The organism is Sporosarcina pasteurii (assembly GCF_041295575.1).
Taxonomy (GTDB): domain Bacteria; phylum Bacillota; class Bacilli; order Bacillales_A; family Planococcaceae; genus Sporosarcina; species Sporosarcina pasteurii.
This window is the reverse complement of sequence record NZ_CP160452.1, coordinates 2178791-2203088: the sequence shown is the minus strand read 5'-3', so window position 1 is coordinate 2203088 and position 24298 is coordinate 2178791. Positions and strand designations below refer to the sequence as shown.

The following is a 24298-nucleotide window of genomic DNA, read 5'->3' as shown; positions in this document are numbered from 1 at the left end:
ACATTGCTCCACTCAAGTTATGAATGGATGCATGATCTTCGGGCTTTTTGTGTTTTGTAAATGTGAAACATCATCAAAGTCCGAGGACATGACAAAGTTAGACAAGGTACGTTTCATATTTGAAGGGAGAATTTTATTTTGGAACAATTGAAAAACAAGATTATGCATGAAGGTAAAGTACTATCAGACACAGTATTAAAAGTGGATTCCTTTCTAAATCATCAAATCGATCCGGAATTAATGCAAGAAATAGGTAAAGAATTTGCTGAACGATTTCGGACTTCGAATATAACGAAGATTTTATCGATTGAATCCTCAGGAATTGCTCCCGCTGTGATGGCTGGGTTATATCTAGGTGTCCCTGTGATTTTTGCAAGAAAAAGAAAATCACTCACTTTGACTGATAGATTGTATTCATCGAGTGTCTATTCATTTACGAAAAAAGAAACAAATGAAATTTCCGTGTCAAAAGACTTTCTAGTAAAAGAAGATGTTGTTCTATTAATCGATGATTTTTTAGCGAATGGACAAGCGGTTCATGGGCTTGTGAATATTATCGAACAAGCTGAGGCGCAATTAGCTGGTGTAGGCATTGTCATCGAAAAAGGATTCCAATCTGGTGGTACAGAAATTCGGGATAAAGGAATTCGCGTAGAGTCGCTCGCAATTGTTCGTTCTTTGGAAAACGGTGAAGTTATATTCCAAGAAGAGGAGGGGAATGCAAAATGAGAAATGCGGGAAGAACAACAGCGCTAGGCATTCAACATGTATTAGCAATGTATGCAGGTGCAGTCATTGTACCGCTAATTGTTGGAGAAGCAATTGGGCTCAATTCAGTACAGCTAACTTACCTTGTATCGATTGATATATTAATGTGCGGTGTCGCAACGATTTTGCAAATTATGAACAATCGTTTTTTCGGAATTGGGCTACCAGTCGTTCTAGGTTGTACATTTACAGCTGTAGGGCCAATGATCGCAATTGGACATGAGTTTGGTATTTCTGCTATTTATGGAGCGATCATTGTATCGGGTCTCTTTGTCATTGGAATCAGTCGATACTTTGGGATGCTTGTTCGATTTTTCCCACCAGTTGTAACGGGTACGGTTGTGACGATTATTGGAATTACGTTAATTCCAGTAGCGATTAATAATGCTGGTGGTGGCCTAGGGGCAAGTGATTTTGGCTCAATGACGAATATTTCACTCGCGTTCGGGACATTGCTTTTTATTATCCTTTTATTTAAATTTTCAACAGGTTTTGTTCGTGCAATTTCTATATTATTAGGACTTCTTGCAGGTTCAATCGCCGCATTGTTTTTAGGTATTGTCGATTTTGCTCCTGTCAATGAAGCTTCCGTATTTCATATGGTGAAGCCATTTTATTTTGGATTACCTACTTTTGAATGGTCTGCTATTTTGACGATGATTTTAGTCGCAATCGTTTCTTTAGTAGAGTCTACCGGTGTTTATTTTGCATTAGGTGATATTTGTGAGCGCAAACTAAAAAAGGATGACCTTGCAAAAGGTTATCGTGCTGAAGGAATTGCAGTGCTCTTAGGCGGCATATTCAATGCGTTTCCATACACGACTTTTTCCCAAAACGTAGGGCTTGTTCAAATGTCAGGTGTTAAATCGAGAAGAGTTATTTTAGTGACAGGGATCATGTTAATTACGCTAGGATTTGTACCGAAAATCGCGGCATTGACGACGATTATTCCAACATCTGTGCTAGGTGGTGCAATGATTGCGATGTTTGGGATGGTTATTTCGCAGGGCATTAAAATGTTGAGTAAAACTTTTACAACCTCACAAGAGAATCCGATGATTATTGCTTGTTCTATCGGGATTGGGCTTGGTGTAACAGTTGCACCTGATTTATTTGCACATTTACCTAAGAGTCTTCAAATGTTTACGAGTAATGGAATTGTAGCGGGTAGTTTAACAGCGATTGCATTAAATATCGTATTTAATATTATTCCGTCTGCAAAGACAAAGCAGACAAACTTAACCGAACAGGAAGTATAATAAAAAAGCTTGTAGGACACGGTTGGGTCCTACAAGCTTTTTCGGTTACTGTGATTCGCGGAGGAAGATTGGGATGTTTTTATAATCTAAATTCATTTCTGATTTACCTAGTCCTAATGCGTATAGATTGGCGGCATGAATATCAATATCCAGTGAAGAATCGGAAAAAGAAGAAACCTTGCTGACAATCGGAAGCTTAAAGTTCTTTTTCTGTTCGTTTAAATAAAGACGCCCAGCTTGTGACATGCCTAATAATCGTAAGTAGGTAGGGGTGTTAATTTTTGAACGAGTGTTATACGTATAGCCCGTAAAAATATGTGTGAGCATCCGTTGTATACGCGTCCACGTATAGCGTTTGGATTTGACTGTATTCATAAAGCCATCAAAGGTATCGTGATTGACGGCTGCACGGTAAAAAAGGTTCTCGATGCCTTCTGTGACGTCTGCGATATGTGCGAGGCGTTTAGGTCCATCTCGTAAGATCGTAAGGCGTAATAGTGGATAGAAGGACTTCCAGCTGCCGAAAGTTGAATGGTCGCCCTGCCAAGCCTTCAGAAGATGGTGAACGCTCTCTGGGAGAAACCTTTGCGTGTCGTGTAATGTGTGCGTTTCAAAGTAGGATTTTCGAATGCCAGTTGCGCTTGCAATTCTTTGATCACTCAATTCCTCGTCGTGATAAGAAGCCCCAATGCGTTGAATTGTTGTTGCTTGCATGGTTGAATGTATTTGTTCTGCAGCTTGCATATAATGAAAGCCTAAAATATTATTCGGCTTAGTTAGGTCTACAAAGGGGCGATTGGTGTTGTCGGTTTGAACTGCTTCTTTATAGGCCGCATTTACTGCCTGGGGATAACTGATCCCATGTTGAACCGCTTCTTTAATTTTTTGTTCGTACTGCGTATGCTGGTTGTTAAGTAACGCCATACTATTTTCAAATGGCTGAATGTATCCATCTTCACTTCCGAAACAGTAAAAATCGCAGCAGGCCGCATCTAAAATCTTAATGGCTCCTTCAGCAAAGGTCGGTGCATGGGCTGTTGCAAAGGCGTAGGGAAGTTCAAAAACGATATCGACACCATTTTGTAATGCCATTTTAGTTCGTGTCCATTTGTCTACAAAAGCGGGTTCTCCTCTTTGTAGAAAATTTCCGCTCATCACGGCAATAATCACTTGGGCATTTGTTGTTTTGCGCGCTTCTGTCGCGTGAAGTTTATGCCCATTATGGAATGGGTTATATTCAACAACGATTCCTGTTGCTTTCAAAATGCTCACTCCTTTGCTACAATGAATTTATTATACCTATTGGGATGATGAAGTGACAAGAAAATATCTTGACATCTTTTTCTACCCATTATATAATCAAGAATGTTGTCTTGAGGTGATCGACATGAAATGGTCTATCAATCAATTGCAGAGATACAGGCAAGGGCATATGCCATTTGACGAAATGGTGAACCTTGAATCCGTCATCAAACGGAATCCCGAAATACGGGCTATCGCTCCCGTTCACGTAACTGGGAGTTGCAAAATCGGTGAAGGTAAAGTCGAGTGCAACTTTCAACTTGAAGGGACGATGACATTGCCATGCTCACGGACTTGGGAAGACGCAGAGTTCCCGTTTACAATCAATTCATTCGAGGCTTTCGCTTGGGATGAAAATGTACTTCAGGCAGATGATGAAATGCATCCTGTCGAAGGGGATTTTGTTGAGTTGAACCCTATTTTCGAAGAACTAATCCTTCTTGAAATACCGCTTCAAGTTTACAGTGAACAAGCTGAAGACATGGGGAAGGTAGAAGGGAGAGGTTGGTCATATACGACTGACGAGGCGTATAGTGCCCAATTAGAAGAGAGTAAAGCGAAAGTAGATCCAAGACTTGCAGGTTTGGCAGATTTTTTTGAGAATAAAGACGAATAAAGAGTTCGTTTAAGGAGGTGCCCCAGATGGCTGTACCAAAAAGAAGAACATCTAAAACAGTTACAAAACAACGCCGTACTCACAAGAAATTACAAGTACCGGGTATGACTTCATGTGATAACTGTGGCGAATTAAAATTAGCGCACCGCATTTGTAAATCATGCGGACACTACAAAGGAAAAGAAGTTGCTGGCGAATAATTAAGATTCGGCCATGACTTTAAAAAAGGACATTTCAATTACTTGAAGTGTATCTTTTCAAAGGCTACCTAGAGACCATGGCTCTTGGTAGTCTTTTTTTAATATCAAAAAAAGAAGCAGAGGGGTGCACAAGAATGGCATATCAAATTGAACTCAATAATGGGATTGCAAAATTTATTATTGATCGTCCAGAAAGAAGAAATGCAATTAATACAGAAGTTGTAAATGGTTTAGAAAATTTCTTGGATCGAGTTGAGGGCAATTCTGATATTTCTTACGTAGTTGTTACGGGAGTTGGAGAAGAAGCTTTTTGTTCAGGTGGAGACTTATCAGAATATCAGACATTATGGACGGCGGAAGATGCTTTTCCGATGTTAAGTAGAATGGCTCACGTATTATTTCGGTTAGCGACGTTACCAATGCCTGTCATTGCGCTTGTAAATGGCACAGCTGTAGGTGGAGGTTGTGAACTCGCGATGGCATGTGATTATCGAGTTGTCTCGAAAAAAGCGAAAGCAGGGTTTATCCAAGGAACGTTAGCCATCACTACAGGATGGGGTGGCGCAACATTACTGTTTGAAAAAGATGGGAAGCATGACCGCGTATTCAAATTGTTATCAGAAGCGAGGTTACATAGTGCTGAGGAAATGCTTCAAGTAGAATGGGCTACGGCGTTATTTGAAGGTAGTGCTGAGGAAGGACTGCAGCAATTTCTTGAAAAAATGTCTACGATTCACCCATCCGTACATAGGGCATATAAAAAAGTAGCGATACGAAAATGGACAGCCGACTTTTTACGCGATCGTATGCAAGAAGAAGCACGACAATGTTCGGTATTATGGGAAAGTGATGCACATCACGAGGCGGTTGCTCGCTTCCTTCGAAAAAGTACGAAGGAATGATGGACATCTGTTTTATGTAGATTGAAACGTAGGAAAAGTGGTTTTTTTCAGACAAAGGTTGAAAACGCTTTCTATTATCGTGTAAACTAGAATGTGGGGAGCGAAATTCACTTTCATTACGTTAGGGGGATAAAATATGAAAAAAGTGCTCATTGCAAATCGTGGGGAAATTGCAAGTCGAATCATCAAAACGTGTAAGCGTTTAGGGGTTGAGACGGTTGCAGTTTATTCGGAGGCAGATGCAGAAATGCCGTTTGTGAAAGAAGCGGATCATGCATTTCTTATAGGTCCGCCGCCTATCCAGCAATCCTATCTAAAAGGGCAAGAAATTATAGACATTGCAATTCGGGAAAATGTCGATGCAATTCACCCTGGATATGGAATTTTGTCCGAGAATGCAATGTTTGTTGAACAGGTACAAAAGGCTGGGATTATTTTTATCGGTCCTGATGCGACGACGATTCAAAAAATGGGGGATAAAATAGAGGCTCGTCAAACGATGCAAGAAGCATCCGTACCGGTTGTTCCTGGTACAGATGACGGGGTCACCTCTTTGGAAGATGCAAAACGTATTGCGGCAGAAATAGGCTATCCGGTTATGTTGAAAGCGAGTGCTGGCGGTGGGGGCGTAGGCATGGTTCGATGTGAGGATGAGCAAGCGCTCGGTCAACAATTTGACTCGGTAAAAAATAGAGCGAAAATGTATTTTGGTAGCGATGCAGTTTTTTTAGAGAAGTTTATTACGAATGCAAGACATATTGAAGTACAAGTTTTCGGAGATTATTACGGAAATATTGTCCATTTATTTGAGCGAAACTGTTCCGTTCAAAGACGAAATCAAAAAGTGATAGAAGAATCGCCGTCGCCTAGTTTATCTGAAGAAGCAAGGGCACAACTGTTTGAAGCTGCGGTAAATGCAGCGAAAGCAGTAAATTATAAAAATGCTGGCACGGTTGAGTTTATTGTTGATGAGTCTGAACAAATTTATTTTCTAGAAATGAATACTCGATTGCAGGTTGAACATCCAATTACTGAAGAAGTTACTGGGTACGACCTTGTAGAGTGGCAAATTGAAGTTGCTAGAGGAAATGAATTACCGGTAAAAGACCAACAGCAAATTAAACTGAATGGGCATGCACTTGAATTCCGTGTTTATGCGGAAGATCCAAAAACTTTCATGCCTTCGCCAGGGGAAATTACAAAATTAGACCTTGGGCATGACGAAGATATTCGGGTAGATAATGGGTATGCAGAAAACGGAAAAGTAACGCCATTTTATGATCCGTTAATATCCAAAGTAATTGTACATGCACCTACGAGGGAAGAGGCAATTGAAAAATCAAAAGCCTATTTATCTACATTGAATATAGAAGGGTTAAAAACGAATCTACCATTTTTTACAGAGATTCTTAATGAAGAATCTTTTATTCAAGGTACGTATACGACATCAATCGTTGAAGATTGGCTGACAGCTCAGAAAGGGGAAACGGTAAAATGACACAATTAAAATCAACCATGGCGGGATCTGTTTTTACGGTAAATGTAAATGTTGGGGACGATGTAGAAGTTGGACAAGTTGTGATGGTACTTGAATCTATGAAAATGGAAATTCCAGTTGAGGCTGAAGTTGCTGGAAAGGTCGCAGAGATAAACGCTAATGCTGGAGATTTTGTGAATGAAGGGGACGTACTAGTTACTTTAGAATAAATAGATTGACAAAGGGAATTCATCAGTGGGAGGGAATGAAATGGTAGAAACAATGACATACAATGCAGAGTTAGAAGACAAACTTAAAGAAATTTTTGCAGGGGGAGCTCCGAAATATCATGAGCGTTTAAAAACGCAAAATAAGCTGTTTGTCAGAGAACGATTAGAATTACTTTTTGATAACGGAGAGTATACGGAAGATGGCCGCTTCGCGAATTATGAAGCAGGAGATTTGCCAGCAGACGGTGTTGTGACAGCGATGGGGAAAGTGAATGGCCAAACTGTCTGTGTAATGGCGAATGATTCAACTGTAAAAGCTGGTTCATGGGGTGCGAAGACAGTTGAGAAAATAATTAGAATTCAAGAAGTAGCAGAAAAAAATCAAGTGCCGATGCTTTATCTTGTTGACTCAGCAGGTGCGCGTATTACCGATCAGTTAGATATGTTTCCAAATCGTCGCGGGGCTGGGAAAATATTCCACAACCAAGTGAGGTTGTCCGGATTTATTCCGCAAATTTGTATCCTATTCGGTCCATCAGCGGCAGGTGGCGCTTATATCCCGGCATTTTGTGATATTGTTATTATGGTCGATGGAAATGCGTCGATGTATCTCGGTTCGCCGCGTATGGCGGAAAAAGTGATTGGTGAAAAAGTGACATTAGAGGAAATGGGTGGTGCGCGCATGCACTGCTCGGTAAGTGGCTGTGGAGATGTACTTGCCGCTAATGAGCAAGAAGCAATCTCGGAGGCGCGTCGTTATTTAACATATTTTCCAGCAAATTATACTGAAAAGCCAGAGGTTAAAGAATCGATAGAAGCGGTAGCGGGTCGAACGTTAGAAGAGATTATCCCAGAAAACCAAAATGCTCCGTTTGATATGTATGAGGCCATTGATGCGTTAATTGACGAGGGAAGTTTTTATGATATCAAAAAACGATTTGCTCCGGAAATTATTACTGGACTTGCGCGTATTGACGGGCAACCTGTAGGGATTATTGCGAACCAACCAAAAGTGAAAGGCGGCGTTCTCTTTGTCGACTCAGCAGACAAAGCAACGAAGTTTATTAACCTATGTGATGCGTTCTCAATTCCGCTTCTTTTCCTAGCGGATGTACCTGGCTTTATGATTGGAACGAGCGTGGAACGTGCGGGGATTATTCGTCATGGTGCAAAACTTATTATGGCCATGAGTTCTGCCACGGTGCCGAAAATATCTGTAATTGTGAGAAAAGCATACGGTGCAGGTCTATATGCAATGGCAGGTCCAGCTTTCGAGCCGGATGTGTGCATTGCGTTGCCAACTGCTCAAATTGCGGTTATGGGACCGGAGGCGGCGGTAAATGCTGTCTATTCAAATCATATTGAGGCGATAGAAGATCCAAAAGAAAAAATTGCATTTGTGCAAGAAAAACATAAAGAATACAAAGAAGAAATCGATATATATAAATTAGCTTCAGAATTAATTATTGATGAAATTGTATCGCCATCTAGCTTAAGAGAAGTGCTCGCAGATCGTCTCAAATTGTACAGTACCAAAAATCTACCGCAACCACCGCGTAAACATCCAGTTTATCCTGTATAATGAATATTGACATAGCCCGCATTCGTGCGGGCTATTATTATGGAGATAATTGGTGAAGATTTAACAACCTAGGAAGGAGATATGAGAATGGATATTGCAGTTGTAGGAGCCGGCTCGATCGGGATGTTAATGGGTTCATATTTATCGGAATCGGGCTTGGACGTAACGATGATTGTCCGAAGTGATGAGCAAAAAGAACGGATTAATGAAGAAGGAATTTGTCGCGTCCATGAAGATGGGACAGGAAGTGTAGTAACAGTGAGTGCTGTTACCGGATTGACGGAGGCTGCGACTGCAAAATTGGTAGTAGTTGCTGTAAAGTATTCAGATTTAAAAACAGTTTTAAATGAATTCAGGGAAAAGGAAATTAGAACACCGTTACTATTCATTCAAAATGGCATTGGACATTTGAATCTTGTCGAAGAATGTGAGTTTCCTCACGTTGCATTTGCAACTGTTGAACATGGTGCGCTCAAAAGTGATCATCGGACTGTGCATCATAACGGTGTGGGCAATCTAACAATAGGCGAAAGATTTGGTGACAAAAACAAATTTAATATCATAGAGAAAGCTAGTAATGATAGATTTCCTGTTATTCGACATCCCAATGGAGAACATATTTTATTGAGAAAAGTGCTGATTAATTGTTTAATTAATCCGCTTACGACCATTTTAGGGATAACGAATGGAGAATTACTTACGAATCCTTACGGTCATCAATTGATGAAAGAACTTTATGAAGAATTGATGCAAGCTTTTACTGAAATGAGGAAAGAGTTACCGTTTACTGCTGTTGAGTCGGTGTGCCGTAATACTGCTCGCAATCATTCGTCTATGTTAATGGATCGTTTAGCGAAACGACCTATGGAAATTGAAACGATTGTATCGGCAACGATTCAAAAAGCGCAACTTACACAACGTGAGTTACCGCTCTTAAAGAATTATGAAAGGATATTACTCGCCTTTGACGAGAAGGTAAAATGCTAATGGTTAGTATGCTTTTCTCCAATGTAATTGCCGTTATCGTCATATTTCCATTTATCGTAAGTGTTTGTTTACAATTTTTTTATCGACGTTTCGGACACACACCTACAGTTAGAAAAATTGCAGATTTGACAACTCCTTTTTTATTTTTATCTGTCTATCTAATCGCTTATACGATATTTGGTGATGGTGTTGGGTTTACGATTGTCATATTGGCCCTTTCTATAATTATTATGTATGCAATCTTTGAACGAAGACGTGTAAAAGAATTTCAAGTCATTCGTCTTATTCGTAAGGTATGGCGTTTGTATTTCATTTTATTGATTCCGGCATATTTAATACTCATGATGACTGGCTTAGTATTGAAAATTATTGAGTATGTTACGTAGTTTAGTCGCCATTGCAAACTGATGGATTGGGAGTGCATAGAAGGGAATCTCACATTTTATAGGTGCCGCTAATATCATGCAATATAGATTATTATTTAAGGGTATAAGCGTTTTTTTTTAACCGCTTGGTGTTGAATGGTATACTCATTGGAGTGAGATTGACGTAAAGGGGCTTGGAAAATGAAACTTGAAAAAATTGAATCGCCTATCCAAAATAAAGTATTGCATGCTTATCGACATAATGAGACGTTTTTACATAAGTATTTTGATTACGGAAATGAAGACAGTTCTTACAAACAAAGGGTGAAAGAACTTAAGGAGCGCGATTTTAAACGTACAGAACTTGCAAATGTCATACGCGAATTTATGACGCCATTTGGATTATCCTCTACCGCAAACAAACATATTGATGATCTTATGCGAGATGATGCGGTAACAGTCGTGGGGGGGCAGCAAGCTGGCGTATTAACAGGCCCACTCTATTCTGTCCATAAGGCAATAACGGTGATCATGCATGCCAAAGAACAACGTGAAACGCTTGGCATCCCAGTTATTCCTGTGTTTTGGGTTGCTGGAGAAGACCATGATTTACATGAAATTAATCACGTTTATTCTGAAGTGAATGGTCAAGTGATAAAAGAACAAATACAAGATAAATTTGTAATGAAATTAATGGCATCAGACGCACAGTTTGAGCGTGATAAAATGGTTGACTTTGTGAAGGGGATTTTCGAGAAATTTGGTGAAACTTCTCACACAGAAAAGTGTTTAACCGAAGTATTAGAAGCTATAGATAAGGAAATGACATTTACTGGTTTTTTTGTCCGATTAATGAATGGTTTCTTTGCTGATGAAGGATTGTTATTTATAGATGCGGCGTACGGGCCATTACGAACATTAGAAAGTGAGTATTTTTGCAAACTCATTCAAGCGTCTGGAGATATTGCGTCCTCTATTGTAGAAACAGAGAAACAATTTCAGTTCGATGGATTTGGAATACCGATTGATGCACAAGAAGATGCAACAAATTTGTTTTATGTTCATGAAACAGGGCGAATGTTACTCAGTCGAAGAGATGGCGAATTTGTCAATGACAGCGTGGGAATTCAATTCACTGAAGAAAAGTTACTTGAGATTGCAAAGAACCAACCGACATTTTTGAGTAATAATGTAGCTTCCCGGCCGTTGATGCAAGAGTTAGTATTCCCTGTTCTGGCATTTATAGGAGGAGCGGGCGAATTAGCATACTGGGCAGTTTTAAAAAACGCATTTCATCATTTAGGGCTAAAAATGCCGATATTTGTTCCGCGGATGTCCATAACATTAGTGTCTCGACAAACTGAGAAGGTGTTAAGGGAGAATTCTCTAACAGTCGAAGAAGTCATGGGCGGTGCTGCTACAAATGAAAAAATCGCTTATCTAGAAAAGTTGCGTGACGATAATTTTATAGAAGAAATCAACAAGATGGAAGAGAAGTTAGCAATGGAGTACGAACGATTAAGTGAATGGTTCGGCCAAGAAGAGAAGATGATGAATGAATTACTTCAACAAAATTTGTCATACCATGCAAAGCAATTCAACTATTTAAAACATAAGTATGAAGATACACTTTATATGAAACACGAAGTTGCAATACGGAAGTTCGATAAGATGGCGTCCGAATTATTTCCGAATGGTCAATTGCAGGAACGAATATATCACCCTTATGTTTATTTAAATCAATATGGTCCTTCTCTAATTAAAGATTTACTTGCACTTCCATTGGAAAATGATGGATCTCATTACGTAATCTATTTGTAATCTTGAAGGCTGGAACTCATCTTGCAGAAAATGCAAGATGAGTTTTTTTGTTGGAAGCTTATATAAGGATTTTCACTATAAGTCATAAGTAAAATGCTTAAATTTAGAAACCAATCTCACTGTAAATAAGTCGATAGGCACATTTTAAAGATAATCATAAATATTTTTAGGTTTTAGGTGGAGGAATGTGGGGGGATGTGGTACATTTATTTTACATAGTGGGGTGAAGAGTATGTTTATGGGTGAATATCAACATACTGTCGATACAAAGGGTCGTTTAATTGTTCCCTCAAAATTTCGGGAACATTTAGGCGGTAGTTTTGTATTGACTCGTGGCCTAGATAACTGTCTCTTCGGGTACCCGATGGATGAATGGAAAATTCTTGAGAAAAAGCTAAGAGCGTTACCAGTTACAAAGAAAGATGCACGTGCATTTACCCGCTTTTTCTTTTCAGGCGCGACAGAAGTAGAGTTGGACAAGCAAGGGCGCATCAATATTCCAGCATCTTTACGAAACTATGCAAAAGTTGAAAAAGATTGTGTTGTCATAGGTGTTTCGGGCCGTATTGAGATATGGGCGAAGCATTTATGGGATGATTATTATGATGAGTCCGAAGAATCTTTCAACGATATTGCGGAAAATATTATCGACTTTGATTTTTAAAAAATACATGAAAGCAGGCGGACTCAAATGTTCAATCACACGACAGTATTGCTCGATGAAGCCGTCGACGGGTTAAATATTAAAGAAGACGGCATTTACGTGGACTGTACCCTTGGCGGAGCAGGACATAGTAAGGAAATTGTGAAAAGACTTTCTGAAAAAGGTCGACTGATTTGCTTTGACCAAGACACGACAGCTATTGAAGTAGCAAAAGAAAGATTACAAAATTATTTATCAAAAATCACTTTTATTCATGCGAATTTTAGGGATTTAAAAGATGAATTAAACAAAATTGGAATTACGCAAGTGGATGGTATTTTGTACGACTTAGGGGTTTCTTCCCCTCAACTAGATACCCCGGAGCGAGGGTTTAGTTATCATCATGATGCACCGCTAGATATGCGGATGAATCAAGATGCCAGTTTAACGGCTTATGACGTTATTAATCATTGGTCCTACGAAGATCTTGTCCGGATTTTTTACCGATATGGAGAAGAGCGGTTTTCAAAAGGGATTGCTAGAAAGATTGAAGCCGCACGTAAAGAGTCACCTATTCGGACGACTGCAGAATTAGCTGAACTTGTGAAAAGTGGCATTCCAGCCGCTACACGAAGAACAGGTGGGCATCCGGCAAGAAGAGTGTTTCAAGCAGTTCGGATTGCGGTAAATGATGAACTCGGTGCTGCAGAAGATTCGTTAACTGATGCAATTACTTTATTGAAACCAGGTGGAAGGATTAGTGTCATTACTTTTCATTCGTTAGAGGACAGGCTATGTAAAGAAATATTTAAAGAGGCTTCGTCTTTACCTGATTTACCAAGGAATTTACCCGTTATCCCGGAAGGAATGGAGCCAATCTTAAAGCTCATCACCCGGAAGCCAATGATTCCAACAGAAGAAGAAATAGAAAAAAATAAAAGAGCAAGATCTGCGAAATTAAGAATTGCTGAAAAGATGAAGGGGGAAGTTAAGGAATGGCGTTAGAACAAAGAAAGTTTGTCTCAACACACGTACATGAACCAAAAATGCCTGAAACACCCGAGAGGCAACAGGGAGAACAGCGAGCGCGAAAGTTATTTTCACCTGGCGAAAAAGTGTTATTTGTAGCATTCGCTTCCCTTCTCGTTATCTTTTCATCTGTGATTTTGCATACGGAAGGTCAGTTAAATGATTTGAATCGGGAAGTGCAAACAATTGGCAGTCAAATTGAACAGCAATCAAAACTAAATACACAATTGTCCATCCAAGTAAAAGAGCAATCTACACATGAGAAAGTGTGGGAGAAAGCGAGAGAACTTGGACTAAATCTGAACGAGAAAAACGTGAAGGTAGTGCCTGGGCGATGAAGAAGTTTCGATTCCAATGGGGAGCCTTTCTAATGTTTATTGCTTATGGAGGGCTCTTTTTTCTTTTATTTGGCCGATTATTATTTATCCAAATAACTGGAGAGGCTGAGGGGAAGGCGCTCGCCTCATTAGCAGAAGCGAAATATGCAAGAGAATCAGTGTTAACTGCAGATCGGGGGAGAATTCTTGATAGAAATGGCGAGTTAATTGCCTCCGATACGCTTAGTTATCGCTTAGTTGCAGTACTAGATGAAACACTTAGTGATAAAAATGTCATCAGACATGTTGATGATTCCGAGAGGACAGCGGAAATATTGGCTAAATATATTCCGATGGATAAAGCTGATTTAATAAAACGAATAACAAGAACCGAAGAGGATATTAAGAAAAATATAAGGAAGCAAGTTGAGTTCGGTAAGGCAGGAAATGAAGTTAGTCACGAAACTGTTCTTGCGATAAAAGAAGAATTAGCTGAAAGAGACGAAAAGCTCCCTGGTATTTTATTTTTAGAGGAAAAGAAAAGGTTTTATCCGAATGGTGTATTTGCCTCCTATCTTGTTGGTTTTGCTCAAAAGGAGTTGGATGAAAATAACCAATTTAAAACAGTAGGAAAAATGGGACTCGAGGCTACCTACGATAAAGAGCTAACCGGAACGGATGGGAAAGTCGAATTTCAGTCGGATAAATGGGGCTTTACTTTGCCTAAATCAGAAAAGGCAGTCGTTCCTGCCCAAGATGGTTTTGATATTAAGCTAACCATCGACAAAACGATTCAAAATTTTGTTGAGGATGCAATGTACGAAATTGAGCAGGAATACGCCCCTAAAAAGATGTTAGCGATTGTGGCAGATCCAGAAACAGGTGCAATTGTCGCAATGAGTCAAAGACCAGCTTTTGACCCTGCTACACGGGAAGGTTTAACATCAAATTGGTTGAATGAAGCGGTAGAAAATACGATAGAACCTGGTTCTACATTGAAGATTTTCACATTGGCAGCTGCCATTGAAGAAAATAAATGGAATCCAAATGCGTATTTTAAGTCGGGTCAATATACACTTTATGATAGAACGATTCGTGATCATAATCGAACAGGGTGGGGAACAATCACCTATTTGGAAGGATTCCAACGGTCTTCAAACGTTTCAATGGCGTACTTACTTGAAAAAATTGGTGACCGAACATTTATAGATTATATCAATCGATTTGGCTTTGGTAAGAAAACAGAAATCGATTTACCAAATGAGGCAACAGGTACTATTTTAGATCATTATCCCTCCGAGAGATTAACGACTTCTTATGGACAAGGGTCAACAGTGACCCCAATACAAATGATTCAAGCTGCAACTGCGATTGCGAATGATGGAGTTATGATGAAGCCGTACGTCATTAGTGAAATTAAAAATCCAAATACAGGTGAAATCATAGAAAGTAAAAAACCGGTTAAGAAAGAAAGTCCGATTTCAAAAGCAACTGCTGAACAAGTAAGGGAAGTCCTTGCAACGACGGTAACAGCTGAGGGTGGAACGGGTAGAAGATTTGCATTGGACGGCTATACATTGGCAGGCAAAACGGGAACAGCCGAAATTCCGAGTGGTAGAGGCGGCTATTTATCTGGCCACGGAAACTATTTATATTCTTTTATTGGTATGGCACCTGCTGAAGATCCACAGTTAATTACGTATATCATCGTTCAACAACCCAAATTAAAACCAGGCGAAATCGGCTCTGATCCGGTTGCGAAGTTATTTAAATCTGTGATGGAGAGTAGCTTGAAATATATGAATATCGTACCAGATGGAGAGGAACCTATTGAAGCGCCAAAGATTGGAGATTATACTAAACAGGATGTATCTGAAGCGAGAACTGAACTAGAGAAAATGGGATATACTCCAGTCATTATTGGCGAAGGTGGTCCAGTATTGGTACAGTATCCAGAAAATGGAGCAAAGCTTGCTAAGGATTCTGTAGTATTATTGAAGACTGAAGGTGAAACAACCTTACCATCGTTTAAGGGATGGTCAAAGAAAATGGTCTTGTCATTTAAAATGTTAACAGGTCTTGATATTAGAATTGTTGGTGACGGATATGTTACGGAGCAAAGTTTATCGCCTGGAATTATTGTTTCAACAAAAGAACCAGTCGTAATTCACCTTCAACACCCTGCTGAAATATATAAACAGGGTACTGAATTAGAGGACGATGAAGAGACGATTATCGGTGGTTGATGAATAGCAATTCTACCTATCTCATACGTTAGTAGAAAAACGTGAGGTGTAGGCGCTGCAGAAATTTATAGAATTGCAAACGAAAAAGAGGTTACGAGCGGTATTTGTTATATTCCTTATACTTAGTTGTGCAGTATTAATTAAGTTATTTCATGTTCAAATTATTAAACATGAATTTTTAAAAGGACGTGCTGAAGAAAACTGGGATATCGAAATACCGTTCGGTGGAATGCGTGGAAGTATTTTAGATCGCAATGGTGAACTGATTGTAGGGAATCAACTTGCTCCAACCTTGTACTACATGCCAGCACAGAATCCGGATGCTCAACATGTCGCATCAACCTTAGCGGAAATATTACGGGCAGATGCGAAGGAACTAGAAAAAAAGTTATCACAAAAAACATATATGGTTAAAATCGCGCCAGAAGGAAAAAATATTACGAAAAAACAAGCCGATGAGATTGCTAAATTACAAATCCCGGGGCTTTATACAGGTGTAGATTTTGTTAGGTATTATCCTAAAAAGGAAGCCTTGTCAAGATTACTCGGTTTTACAGGTTATGATGGTCAAGGTTTAGCTGGTATCGAGTATGCGTACGATGATTTTTTGCAAGGCACAGGGGATCGAATTCGACTGTATACAGATGCTAAAGGAATTCCTTTGCCACATGTAGATGACGGTTTTAAAACGGGGGCTGAAGGCGCTTCAGTTGGTTTAACAATTGATCTAGAAATGCAACAAATTGTAGAGCGAGAATTATTACAAGCAATGGAAAAGTTTGAAGCAACACAAGCACTTGCCATCGTGATGAATCCTAAAACAGGGGAGTTGCTCTCGTTGGCTTCAGCTCCTACTTTTCATCCAGCAGATTATCAACAAGTTGACCCGAGTATTTATAATCGAAACTTACCGGTTTGGATGACATTTGAACCAGGGTCCACATTTAAAATTATTACACTCGCTGCTGGGATTGAAGAACAAGTGATAAATCTTCATAAAGAAAATTTCCATGACCCAGGTTTTGTGCGTGTTGCAAATGCAAGACTTCGCTGTTGGAAAAGAGAAGGGCACGGACAACAAACATTTTTAGAGGTTGTTGAAAATTCCTGTAACCCTGGTTTCGTCACAATTGGTCAACGATTAGGCGGAGAAAAGCTAAACCAATATATAGAGGATTTTGGTTTTGGCCGTACAACGGACTCAGGAATCGCAGGAGAGTCAAAAGGAATCCTTTTTTCAAAAGAAGCATTTGGACCTGTTGAACAGGCGACCACTTCTTTTGGTCAAGGAATTTCGGTAACGCCAATTCAACAAGTGCAAGCTGTAGCCGCTGCGATAAATGGTGGGAATTTATATAAACCGTATATTGTAAAGGAAATCGTAGACGCTAATGGAAAAACTTTACGAACGTTCGAACCCGAATTGAAAAAGAAAGTAATTAGCGAAGAAACATCTGTCCAAGTAAGGGAAGCATTGGAATCTGTTGTAGCAAACGGTTCAGGGCGAAGTGCATTTACAGATGGATTGCGGGTAGGCGGTAAAACCGGAACGGCACAAAAAGTCGTGGATGGAACTTATAAAGATGGAGAATACATCGTTTCTTTCATTGGTTTTGCGCCGGCGGATGACCCAGAACTTCTTGTCTATGTTGCGGTTGATAATCCCAAAAACTCTGTACAATTTGGCGGGGTGATTGCAGCGCCAATTGTTGGTAGGATTATTGAAGAAATTGCACCAATTGCCGGAATCACGAAAAGAGAAAATCAACTTGAAAAAGACTACCGATGGGGTGACGAAATTACCCATCGTGTTCCAGATTTAACTGGAATGACGAAGGAAACAGTGCGTACTCAATTATACACGTACCAGATTAAATGGCATGGTTCTGGAGAAAAAGTTAAATACCAAATGCCAGCTGTCGATACATTAATTAGTGTCGATGATGTCATTCATGTTTATACTGAATAACTTAAGAGGAATTCAAAGGCCATCAAATCGTGAGGTTTATGGTGGCCTTTGCTCCGCTTTTTATATACTATTTATTTCAATGTTACTGACACAGAGTGCGTGAAGTCACTGTTTCAGAAGATAGAAGGAGAAAAAATCATGACATTAGCTATGACTTTTACGGTGATTGCCGTAGCGTTTATACTTTCAGCGATTTCCGGATTCGGAATTATACCAGCTTTAAGACGCATGAAATTTGGGCAAAGCATCCGAGAAGAGGGACCAAAAGCCCATCAGAAAAAAGCAGGAACACCGACAATGGGTGGTCTAATTTTCCTCACCTCAATTGTATTTTCAACATTATTTCTTTCATACATATTTGGTGTAATGACTACTCAAACAATCGTTCTTTTGCTTGTTTTAATTGGATTTGGGATTATCGGTTTTATTGATGATTTCATCATTGTTGTTTTAAAAAGAAACTTAGGATTGACGTCTCTACAGAAATTGATTGGACAAATTGTTGTTGCAATTTTAGTTTTCTTTTTACTGAAAATGGGGCCTTTTGAAACGACAGTCGCTATCCCATTCCTTGACATTAAATTTGATTTAGGAATCTTTTATGTTGCATTTCTAATCTTTTGGCTTGTTGGATTCTCCAATGCTGTTAACATAACAGACGGACTGGATGGTCTAGTTGCAGGGACATCTACAGTTGCCTTCGGAGGATTAGGTGTTTTTGCACTTCAATATGGTCAAGATGATGTTGCATTATTTTCGTTTGCTGTCGCAGGCGCAATGCTTGGCTTCTTATTATTCAATATGAAGCCGGCTAAAGTCTTTATGGGGGACACGGGATCGCTTGCGCTTGGTGGAGCAATTGCAATGATTTCCGTGCTTATCAAGCAGGAACTGTTACTTCTAATTATCGGGATCGTGTACGTCGTTGAAACATTATCCGTTATTATTCAAGTGATTAGTTTTAAATTGACAGGAAAACGTGTCTTTAAAATGAGTCCAATTCACCACCATTTTGAGTTATCAGGTTGGTCTGAATGGAAAGTGGTTATCGTTTTCTGGAGTGTCGCTTTTGTAGCAGTTCTTGTTCCTGTCTTGATGGAGGTAATGTAAATGAAAAACACCGAACAGTTTAAAGGGCAAAAAATTCTTGTGCTCGGTTTAGCGAAGAGTGGTTACGCGGCTGCGAAACTACTCCACTCACTGGGCGCTGAAGTGACAGTAAACGATGCTTCACCTTTAGAGAATAACGCGGAAGCTTCTGCTTTATTAAAAGAAGGTGTTCGAGTAATTTGTGGCGGGCATCCGACTGATTTGTTAGATGAGGACTTTACTGTCATCGTTAAAAATCCTGGAATCCCTTATACGAATAGCATGATTCAACAGGCGATAGAAAAGAAGATTCCGATTTGGACCGAAATTGAGGTTGCTTATCAAATTAGCGAAGCGCCAATTGTCGGGATTACGGGTTCGAATGGAAAAACGACGACGACGACTTTGTTGTACCACATGTTGAGTATTGGGAATGAGAAACCACTCATTGCAGGGAACATAGGAACTGTTGCTTGTTCAGTTGCCCAAGAGGCTAAAGAAGAGAACGTCATTGTGCTAGAAGCGTCTTCATTTCAATTAATGGGGGTTGAAACATTTCGACCTAAAATCGCGATGATTACAAATTTATATGACGCACATCTTGATTATCATGGGAATTTTGAGGCATATAGTCAAGCGAAAGCACAAATTACAGCGCATCAAATCGATGATGATTTCCTGATTTATAATGCCGACCAAGCTCCTGTACGAGAAATTGCGGCACGCTCTAATGCAATTAAAATACCTTTTTCCGTTGAGGGAAAGAAAGACTATGGCATATCAGCAGATGAACATGAAATATATTGGAATGGCGAACCTTTTATTAGTCGTTCAGTTATTAAACTACCAGGAAAGCATAATCTGGAAAATATATTATCTGCGGCAGCTGCGGCAATCTTGCTAGGCTGTGAGAAATCCGCAATTATTGATGTGCTCAGTTCTTTCACGGGGGTAAAGCATCGTATGCAGTTTGTGAAGGAATTACACGGTAGAAAATATTATAACGATTCGAAAGCAACGAACACATTGGCTACTAAAAGTGCGTTAGCCGCTTTTGACAGTCCAATCGTCTTGATAGCTGGCGGCTTGGATCGAGGGCATTCATTCGAAGAACTGAGACCTTATATGGATAATGTGAAAGCTGTTGTCGCGCTTGGTGAAACGAAAAAAAGATTTGCTGAATTTGCCCAGTCGTGTGGAATAAAAAGTGTTGAAGAAGCAACAACAATGGAGCACGCTGTTCAGCTGGCTCACGACTTATCTTCGGAAAAGGATATTATTTTGTTATCGCCAGCAAGTGCAAGTTGGGATGAATATGCAAGCTTTGAGGTACGTGGAGATAAATTTATTGACGCGGTCATGTCCCTTTAATAGCCATCAAGTGAAAAATAGTTAGCATTAAAAACACGATTGTGGAAGGATGCGTTCACTGGAAGGAAAGCTAAAAGTTGCGTTCGTCACTTCGGCGCTCGCACTGTCGTGTATTGGATTGGCATTTGTGCATTCGGCAGGATCCTATTGGGGGACAGTTCATTATGCTGATTCGTCTCCATTCATTGTAAAGCAAGGTATTTACATGTTGGTATCTATTGGAATTGCAGCATTTATTATGAAAAGTCCCTTAACATCCAATCAAAAAGTATGGACGATATTGTATTACTTAGCCATTGTTGCCCTTGTTGCGGTGAAAATACCAGGCATCGGTGCGGTTCGAAATGGATCACAAAGTTGGATTATTCTAGGTCCAGTTAGCTTGCAACCAGCAGAGTTCATTAAGGTAGCCCTGATTGGCAAATTAGCAAGTAGTTTGGTTGAAACAAGCGGGAAAAAAATGTTTAGTTTTAAACATCTTTGGTATATTTTATTGCCAGCTGCACTCATCATGTTGCAACCGGACCTAGGATCCACAGTTATTTTAATCGTCTCTGCATTTGTCGTATTATTCGTCGCTGGCTACTCTTTACGTTTTTTTACGATGATTGGTATCGCTGGGGTAGGGGCTTTTATTGCGCTAATTGCTACAGCGCCTTATCGATTAGACCGGATTAAATCGTATATCGATCCGTGGAACGATCCACTGGGAACTGGGTTTCAAGCAATACAATCTCTGTTTGCGATTTCACCTGGTGGACTATTTGGACACGGATATGGCAACAGTAGGCAAAAATATTTGTATTTACCTGAACCCCAAAATGATTTTATATTTTCCATTATTGCCGAGGAATCAGGGTTTATAGGAGCGACAATTATCCTTCTGTTATTTGTTGTTTTTTTAATCGCAACATTTGGGATAGCGATTCGCACCGAAGCACGCTTTTCTTTACTCGTTGTTTCAGGCATGGGCGCAATGATCTTCTTCCAGACATTTTTAAATATCGGAGTAGTCTCCGGATTACTTCCCGTTACAGGCGTTACACTCCCATTTATTAGTTACGGAGGCTCATCTTTACTAACAACATGGATGGCAGCCGGAGTCATCCTCCACTTTATGAATAATAAAAGCGGAGGGCGCCTGGTTAGACACGACGGGCATAAGTCGAAGTAAGGAAGGCTGTCTAGGAACGCCGCGTCCTGTATGTGCCTTAATTTCTGCAAAGTGCGCAGAAATACGGCAAATCTCACCCTTCGCTGTTCGATTGCAACGATTGCATGACCTACATCCTGTAGGCCCGAGTGGTGAACTTTGCCACATAGCTAGCTTGCTTATGACCGTAAGTGACAAGAGTTTTTACAAAACAAAATTTAAAACATATATGAGAGGAGGGGCGGTATGGAAAAGGTTATTGATATTGAAGAAAGAATTCCATCGATGCGTGAAAGGCGACGGAGGAGAACGAATCGGAAGTTCATATTCATCGTATCGGTATTCCTAATCGCTCTTCTCGTCATTCTTTATTTCCAATCACCATTTAGTCGCATTGATAAGTTCCATGTTGTAGGTGCGAAAATCTATGAGCCATCATTTTATACAGACAAAAGTGAACTGCAGGTGGATGATTCTCTGTGGGGATTTTCAGCGAAACAGGTAGAACAGCGACTAGAGAAAATTGAAGGTGTTCAAAAAGCTGTTGTCTCCAGGAAGTGGTTGAGAGGGGTTCAAATCACAGTAACTGAATGGAAACCTATCGCCTATATAGAAAACGATGGTCAATTTGGGCTGTTATTAGAAAATGGTGACGTTTTCACGCCTGAAAAGCTCGCACCAGAAGAGGATGCACCAATTTTAAACGGCTTTACTGATATAGATGTTAAGAAACGAATGACCGAACAGTTAATAAAAATGGAAAATGAAGTTTATCAGTTAATATCTGAAATCCTTTATACAGGGAGGAAAGAGGAGCCGGATTTTATTACGGTATTTATGGATGATGGATATGAGATAAAGGCGATTATCCCTACATTTGCAGAGAAAATGGCCTATTATTCTGCCATCATTGCTCAGTTAGATGGAGAAGAAAAAGGGGTCATTGACATGGAAGTTGGTACTTTCTTTACGCCTTATAGTAAGATTTATGGTGTAACTGGTAATGAGGAAGAGGCAGAGGAAGAGGCAGAGGAAGAGGAACAGGAACAGGAACAGGAAGAGGTCGAATACGATGAGGAAAGCGAGTAGTTTTTTTGATAAAAGAGGAAGACCAATACTATTTGCAATCGTGTTCCTCGTATTAGGTTTTATTCTAGCATTTTCTTATAGAACGTTTGGTAAAGATGCGAAGCACGATCAGTTATCGTCCGCTGCGTTTTTGGCAGAAGAAAAATACCGAGAAGAACTTATAGAACAACAAGAACGAAACAGGGAACTTTCCGACGATATCGGCGTCAAGCAGGAGGAGATTAGAGCCTATGAGCGCTCCTTCTTAGAACAAGAAGAAGATCATGCTGACTTAGTAGAAGAAGCGAAAGATCTTCGCCTGCTGCTTGGTGTAGTTCCAGCAATGGGACAAGGCCTTAGGGTTACACTTATGGATGCGGAATATGATCCGATTGAGCAGAACCCAAATGATTATATTGTACATGAAAGCCATATTTTTAAGGTAATTAACGAATTAAGAATTTCAGGCGCTCAAGGAATTTCAATTAATGGGCAACGTATAACGCATAATTCGTATATTAAATGTACAGGTCCTGTCATTACGATTGACGGGAAAACATTTCCGGCTCCGTTTGTTATTGAGGCAGTTGGAAAAATGGACGTATTGCATGAAGCTCTGTATTTAAAAGGTGGCGTGATTGATCGGCTTTTATTGGACAATATCGTCGTAACGACAGAGCAAATTAAAAATCTTCAGTTAGCCGCGGTAGGAGAAGAAAGCTGAACGTAAGGAAGGTGAGCAAATGCGAAGACAACTGAAGTTTATGATCGTTTTGCTCATTGTTGGTTTTATGATAGCGATTCAGTATAATACAATCCAAAAGCCGGAGAAACGTGACACACGCGATATGTGGGCAATTCGAAATGAATTATCAAATGAGAAAAAACTACATTCTGAATTACTTAAAGAGATACGGGGTTTGGATGAGACAATTCGGACCTATGAATCATTAAGTGATGAAAACACAGGACAAGCACTTAAAGAAACTGTAGAAAAACTACACGCACAAGCTGGTATGACAGACACAGAGGGGCCTGGATTGGTCATTGAAGTTGAACCGTCTCCAGAAAGTATTGCGCTAGGTATCGGTATTACAAGTATATCGCCAGATCTTTTGACGCGCTTTGTCAATGAATTAAACCGTGTGAAATGGCGGGCATTGGAAATCGATGGTAAACGATATACCTCCTTAAGTGCAATTCGAGATATCAATGGCTTTACGACTGTCAATGGATTAAATGTTGCCTCGCCACCGTTTACTATAAAAGTGATTACAGACACTTCTAAGGATAGTGAAATGGTGTATAACACATTGCAGGCATCTGCAATTCATGATGATTTTTATTTAGATGATTTAGTGTTAAGAGTTGGAGAACCTGTAAACAGTGTGAAAATTAGAGGTTGGAAAGAAAGCGTTAAAAATTTGTACTTAAATGAATTGCCGAAAGGGGAATAACGATGTGGCTACCCTTGCTTGGCCTTATATTAGGTGTAACATTTGGTCTTTTATCAGACATACAAGTATCGCAAGTTTACAGTAACTATTTATCAATTGCTATTTTAGCTGCCCTTGACTCCTTATTTGGGGGAATGCGTGCTAGCCTACAGCAAGTATATGATGATAAAATCTTCGTAACAGGATTTTTCTTTAATATCGCTCTAGCAGTTGGACTTGCGTTTTTAGGGGTTCATCTCGGACTTGACTTATATCTTGCAGCAATCTTTGCATTTGCTGTTCGGCTTTTTCAAAATATTGCTGTCATCCGAAGAATATTACTCGCAAAATGGACTGATAGAAGTAAAAGTGCGACCGGAAATACGAATGAATGAAAGGATTTGAATACCCGATGTCGAAAAAATTTAGACAATATGGTTATAATGAAATAGAATGGAAGATAAGCTT

General features: G+C 39.8%; 24 protein-coding genes. 23 read left to right on the top strand and 1 reads right to left on the bottom strand.

Annotation, left to right across the window (positions count from 1 at the left end; genetic code table 11):
• Window positions 1–138 precede the first annotated feature (138 nt).
• Together AB1H92_RS10390 and AB1H92_RS10385 are read left to right on the top strand one after the other, a co-directional pair.
• A complete protein-coding gene (locus AB1H92_RS10390; RefSeq protein ID WP_115360365.1) occupies window positions 139–729 on the top strand; it encodes a xanthine phosphoribosyltransferase in 591 nt (196 codons plus the stop codon).
• On the top strand, window positions 726–2027 hold the full coding sequence (locus AB1H92_RS10385) for a nucleobase:cation symporter-2 family protein (RefSeq protein ID WP_115360366.1): 1302 nt from the start codon (window positions 726–728) through the stop codon (window positions 2025–2027). The genes AB1H92_RS10390 and AB1H92_RS10385 overlap by 4 nt, the downstream gene beginning before the upstream one ends.
• Before the next feature lie 45 nt (window positions 2028–2072).
• On the opposite strand, the gene AB1H92_RS10380 is transcribed toward AB1H92_RS10385, so the two are convergent.
• Window positions 2073–3290, bottom strand: a complete 1218-nt coding sequence (locus AB1H92_RS10380) for a nucleotidyltransferase (RefSeq protein WP_115360367.1) — start codon at window positions 3288–3290, stop codon at window positions 2073–2075.
• Between the two features lie 124 nt (window positions 3291–3414).
• On the opposite strand from AB1H92_RS10380, the gene AB1H92_RS10375 reads away from it, so the two are divergent.
• From AB1H92_RS10375 to AB1H92_RS10275, 21 genes are all read left to right on the top strand, one after another.
• Entirely contained in the window at window positions 3415–3945 is a 531-nt protein-coding gene (locus AB1H92_RS10375; RefSeq protein WP_115360368.1) for a DUF177 domain-containing protein, read from the top strand.
• Between the two features lie 26 nt (window positions 3946–3971).
• On the top strand, window positions 3972–4145 hold the full coding sequence (rpmF, locus tag AB1H92_RS10370) for a 50S ribosomal protein L32 (RefSeq protein WP_075528516.1): 174 nt from the start codon (window positions 3972–3974) through the stop codon (window positions 4143–4145).
• Between the two features lie 134 nt (window positions 4146–4279).
• Window positions 4280–5047, top strand: coding sequence for an enoyl-CoA hydratase/isomerase family protein (locus AB1H92_RS10365; protein ID WP_115360369.1), 768 nt, complete (start codon window positions 4280–4282; stop codon window positions 5045–5047).
• Between the two features lie 136 nt (window positions 5048–5183).
• Window positions 5184–6545 carry an acetyl/propionyl/methylcrotonyl-CoA carboxylase subunit alpha gene (locus AB1H92_RS10360; protein WP_115360370.1) on the top strand — a complete coding sequence of 454 codons (1362 nt, stop codon included), beginning with the start codon at window positions 5184–5186 and terminating at the stop codon, window positions 6543–6545.
• The gene (locus AB1H92_RS10355) at window positions 6542–6754 is read left to right on the top strand and encodes an acetyl-CoA carboxylase biotin carboxyl carrier protein subunit (protein WP_115360371.1); all 213 of its coding nucleotides are present in this window, start codon (window positions 6542–6544) and stop codon (window positions 6752–6754) included. Before AB1H92_RS10360 ends, AB1H92_RS10355 begins: the two co-directional genes overlap by 4 nt.
• Before the next feature lie 40 nt (window positions 6755–6794).
• Window positions 6795–8336, top strand: coding sequence for an acyl-CoA carboxylase subunit beta (locus AB1H92_RS10350; RefSeq protein ID WP_115360372.1), 1542 nt, complete (start codon window positions 6795–6797; stop codon window positions 8334–8336).
• An 87-nt stretch (window positions 8337–8423) separates the two neighbouring features.
• Complete coding sequence (locus AB1H92_RS10345; protein WP_166739529.1) at window positions 8424–9323, top strand: ketopantoate reductase family protein; 900 nt, start codon at window positions 8424–8426, stop codon at window positions 9321–9323.
• On the top strand, window positions 9323–9709 hold the full coding sequence (locus AB1H92_RS10340; RefSeq protein WP_166739528.1) for a DUF3397 family protein: 387 nt from the start codon (window positions 9323–9325) through the stop codon (window positions 9707–9709). The genes AB1H92_RS10345 and AB1H92_RS10340 overlap by 1 nt, the downstream gene beginning before the upstream one ends.
• A gap of 180 nt (window positions 9710–9889) precedes the next feature.
• Window positions 9890–11509 carry a bacillithiol biosynthesis cysteine-adding enzyme BshC gene (bshC, locus tag AB1H92_RS10335; RefSeq protein ID WP_115360375.1) on the top strand — a complete coding sequence of 540 codons (1620 nt, stop codon included), beginning with the start codon at window positions 9890–9892 and terminating at the stop codon, window positions 11507–11509.
• Between the two features lie 232 nt (window positions 11510–11741).
• Window positions 11742–12173, top strand: a complete 432-nt coding sequence (gene mraZ / locus AB1H92_RS10330) for a division/cell wall cluster transcriptional repressor MraZ (RefSeq protein ID WP_075528508.1) — start codon at window positions 11742–11744, stop codon at window positions 12171–12173.
• Between the two features lie 27 nt (window positions 12174–12200).
• Window positions 12201–13157: a 16S rRNA (cytosine(1402)-N(4))-methyltransferase RsmH gene (rsmH, locus tag AB1H92_RS10325; RefSeq protein ID WP_115360376.1), complete on the top strand. Its 957-nt coding sequence runs from the start codon at window positions 12201–12203 to the stop codon at window positions 13155–13157.
• A complete protein-coding gene (gene ftsL / locus AB1H92_RS10320; protein ID WP_115360377.1) occupies window positions 13148–13519 on the top strand; it encodes a cell division protein FtsL in 372 nt (123 codons plus the stop codon). The genes rsmH and ftsL overlap by 10 nt, the downstream gene beginning before the upstream one ends.
• Window positions 13516–15744 carry a penicillin-binding protein gene (locus AB1H92_RS10315; RefSeq protein WP_243835599.1) on the top strand — a complete coding sequence of 743 codons (2229 nt, stop codon included), beginning with the start codon at window positions 13516–13518 and terminating at the stop codon, window positions 15742–15744. The genes ftsL and AB1H92_RS10315 overlap by 4 nt, the downstream gene beginning before the upstream one ends.
• Before the next feature lie 73 nt (window positions 15745–15817).
• Window positions 15818–17713, top strand: a complete 1896-nt coding sequence (locus AB1H92_RS10310; protein ID WP_115360379.1) for a penicillin-binding transpeptidase domain-containing protein — start codon at window positions 15818–15820, stop codon at window positions 17711–17713.
• Between the two features lie 138 nt (window positions 17714–17851).
• Window positions 17852–18823, top strand: a complete 972-nt coding sequence (gene mraY / locus AB1H92_RS10305) for a phospho-N-acetylmuramoyl-pentapeptide-transferase (protein WP_115360380.1) — start codon at window positions 17852–17854, stop codon at window positions 18821–18823.
• Window positions 18824–20173, top strand: coding sequence for a UDP-N-acetylmuramoyl-L-alanine--D-glutamate ligase (gene murD, locus AB1H92_RS10300; RefSeq protein WP_115360381.1), 1350 nt, complete (start codon window positions 18824–18826; stop codon window positions 20171–20173).
• Between the two features lie 49 nt (window positions 20174–20222).
• On the top strand, window positions 20223–21347 hold the full coding sequence (ftsW, locus tag AB1H92_RS10295; protein WP_115360382.1) for a putative lipid II flippase FtsW: 1125 nt from the start codon (window positions 20223–20225) through the stop codon (window positions 21345–21347).
• Window positions 21348–21572: 225 nt separating this feature from the next.
• Complete coding sequence (locus AB1H92_RS10290) at window positions 21573–22415, top strand: cell division protein FtsQ/DivIB (protein ID WP_115360383.1); 843 nt, start codon at window positions 21573–21575, stop codon at window positions 22413–22415.
• Window positions 22399–23118, top strand: coding sequence for a DUF881 domain-containing protein (locus AB1H92_RS10285; protein WP_115360384.1), 720 nt, complete (start codon window positions 22399–22401; stop codon window positions 23116–23118). Before AB1H92_RS10290 ends, AB1H92_RS10285 begins: the two co-directional genes overlap by 17 nt.
• Before the next feature lie 19 nt (window positions 23119–23137).
• Window positions 23138–23851, top strand: coding sequence for a DUF881 domain-containing protein (locus tag AB1H92_RS10280; RefSeq protein ID WP_115360385.1), 714 nt, complete (start codon window positions 23138–23140; stop codon window positions 23849–23851).
• Window positions 23852–23853: 2 nt separating this feature from the next.
• Window positions 23854–24225, top strand: coding sequence for a small basic family protein (locus tag AB1H92_RS10275; protein ID WP_115360386.1), 372 nt, complete (start codon window positions 23854–23856; stop codon window positions 24223–24225).
• Window positions 24226–24298: the final 73 nt, after the last annotated feature.

Bases quoted from the DNA above. Each gene is read 5' to 3' on its own strand.
- murD (WP_115360381.1), top strand. From the start codon at position 18,824: ATGAAAAACACCGAACAGTTTAAAGGGCAAAAAATTCTTGTGCTCGGT.
- rpmF (WP_075528516.1), top strand. From the start codon at position 3,972: ATGGCTGTACCAAAAAGAAGAACATCTAAAACAGTTACAAAACAACGC.
- AB1H92_RS10385 (WP_115360366.1), top strand. From the start codon at position 726: ATGAGAAATGCGGGAAGAACAACAGCGCTAGGCATTCAACATGTATTA.
- mraY (WP_115360380.1), top strand. From the start codon at position 17,852: ATGACATTAGCTATGACTTTTACGGTGATTGCCGTAGCGTTTATACTT.
- AB1H92_RS10375 (WP_115360368.1), top strand. From the start codon at position 3,415: ATGAAATGGTCTATCAATCAATTGCAGAGATACAGGCAAGGGCATATG.
- ftsW (WP_115360382.1), top strand. From the start codon at position 20,223: ATGCGTTCACTGGAAGGAAAGCTAAAAGTTGCGTTCGTCACTTCGGCG.
- ftsL (WP_115360377.1), top strand. From the start codon at position 13,148: ATGGCGTTAGAACAAAGAAAGTTTGTCTCAACACACGTACATGAACCA.
- AB1H92_RS10290 (WP_115360383.1), top strand. From the start codon at position 21,573: ATGGAAAAGGTTATTGATATTGAAGAAAGAATTCCATCGATGCGTGAA.
- AB1H92_RS10275 (WP_115360386.1), top strand. From the start codon at position 23,854: ATGTGGCTACCCTTGCTTGGCCTTATATTAGGTGTAACATTTGGTCTT.
- AB1H92_RS10285 (WP_115360384.1), top strand. From the start codon at position 22,399: ATGAGGAAAGCGAGTAGTTTTTTTGATAAAAGAGGAAGACCAATACTA.
- AB1H92_RS10345 (WP_166739529.1), top strand. From the start codon at position 8,424: ATGGATATTGCAGTTGTAGGAGCCGGCTCGATCGGGATGTTAATGGGT.
- AB1H92_RS10365 (WP_115360369.1), top strand. From the start codon at position 4,280: ATGGCATATCAAATTGAACTCAATAATGGGATTGCAAAATTTATTATT.
- bshC (WP_115360375.1), top strand. From the start codon at position 9,890: ATGAAACTTGAAAAAATTGAATCGCCTATCCAAAATAAAGTATTGCAT.
- mraZ (WP_075528508.1), top strand. From the start codon at position 11,742: ATGTTTATGGGTGAATATCAACATACTGTCGATACAAAGGGTCGTTTA.
- AB1H92_RS10355 (WP_115360371.1), top strand. From the start codon at position 6,542: ATGACACAATTAAAATCAACCATGGCGGGATCTGTTTTTACGGTAAAT.
- rsmH (WP_115360376.1), top strand. From the start codon at position 12,201: ATGTTCAATCACACGACAGTATTGCTCGATGAAGCCGTCGACGGGTTA.
- AB1H92_RS10340 (WP_166739528.1), top strand. From the start codon at position 9,323: ATGGTTAGTATGCTTTTCTCCAATGTAATTGCCGTTATCGTCATATTT.
- AB1H92_RS10360 (WP_115360370.1), top strand. From the start codon at position 5,184: ATGAAAAAAGTGCTCATTGCAAATCGTGGGGAAATTGCAAGTCGAATC.
- AB1H92_RS10350 (WP_115360372.1), top strand. From the start codon at position 6,795: ATGGTAGAAACAATGACATACAATGCAGAGTTAGAAGACAAACTTAAA.
- AB1H92_RS10315 (WP_243835599.1), top strand. From the start codon at position 13,516: ATGAAGAAGTTTCGATTCCAATGGGGAGCCTTTCTAATGTTTATTGCT.
- AB1H92_RS10280 (WP_115360385.1), top strand. From the start codon at position 23,138: ATGCGAAGACAACTGAAGTTTATGATCGTTTTGCTCATTGTTGGTTTT.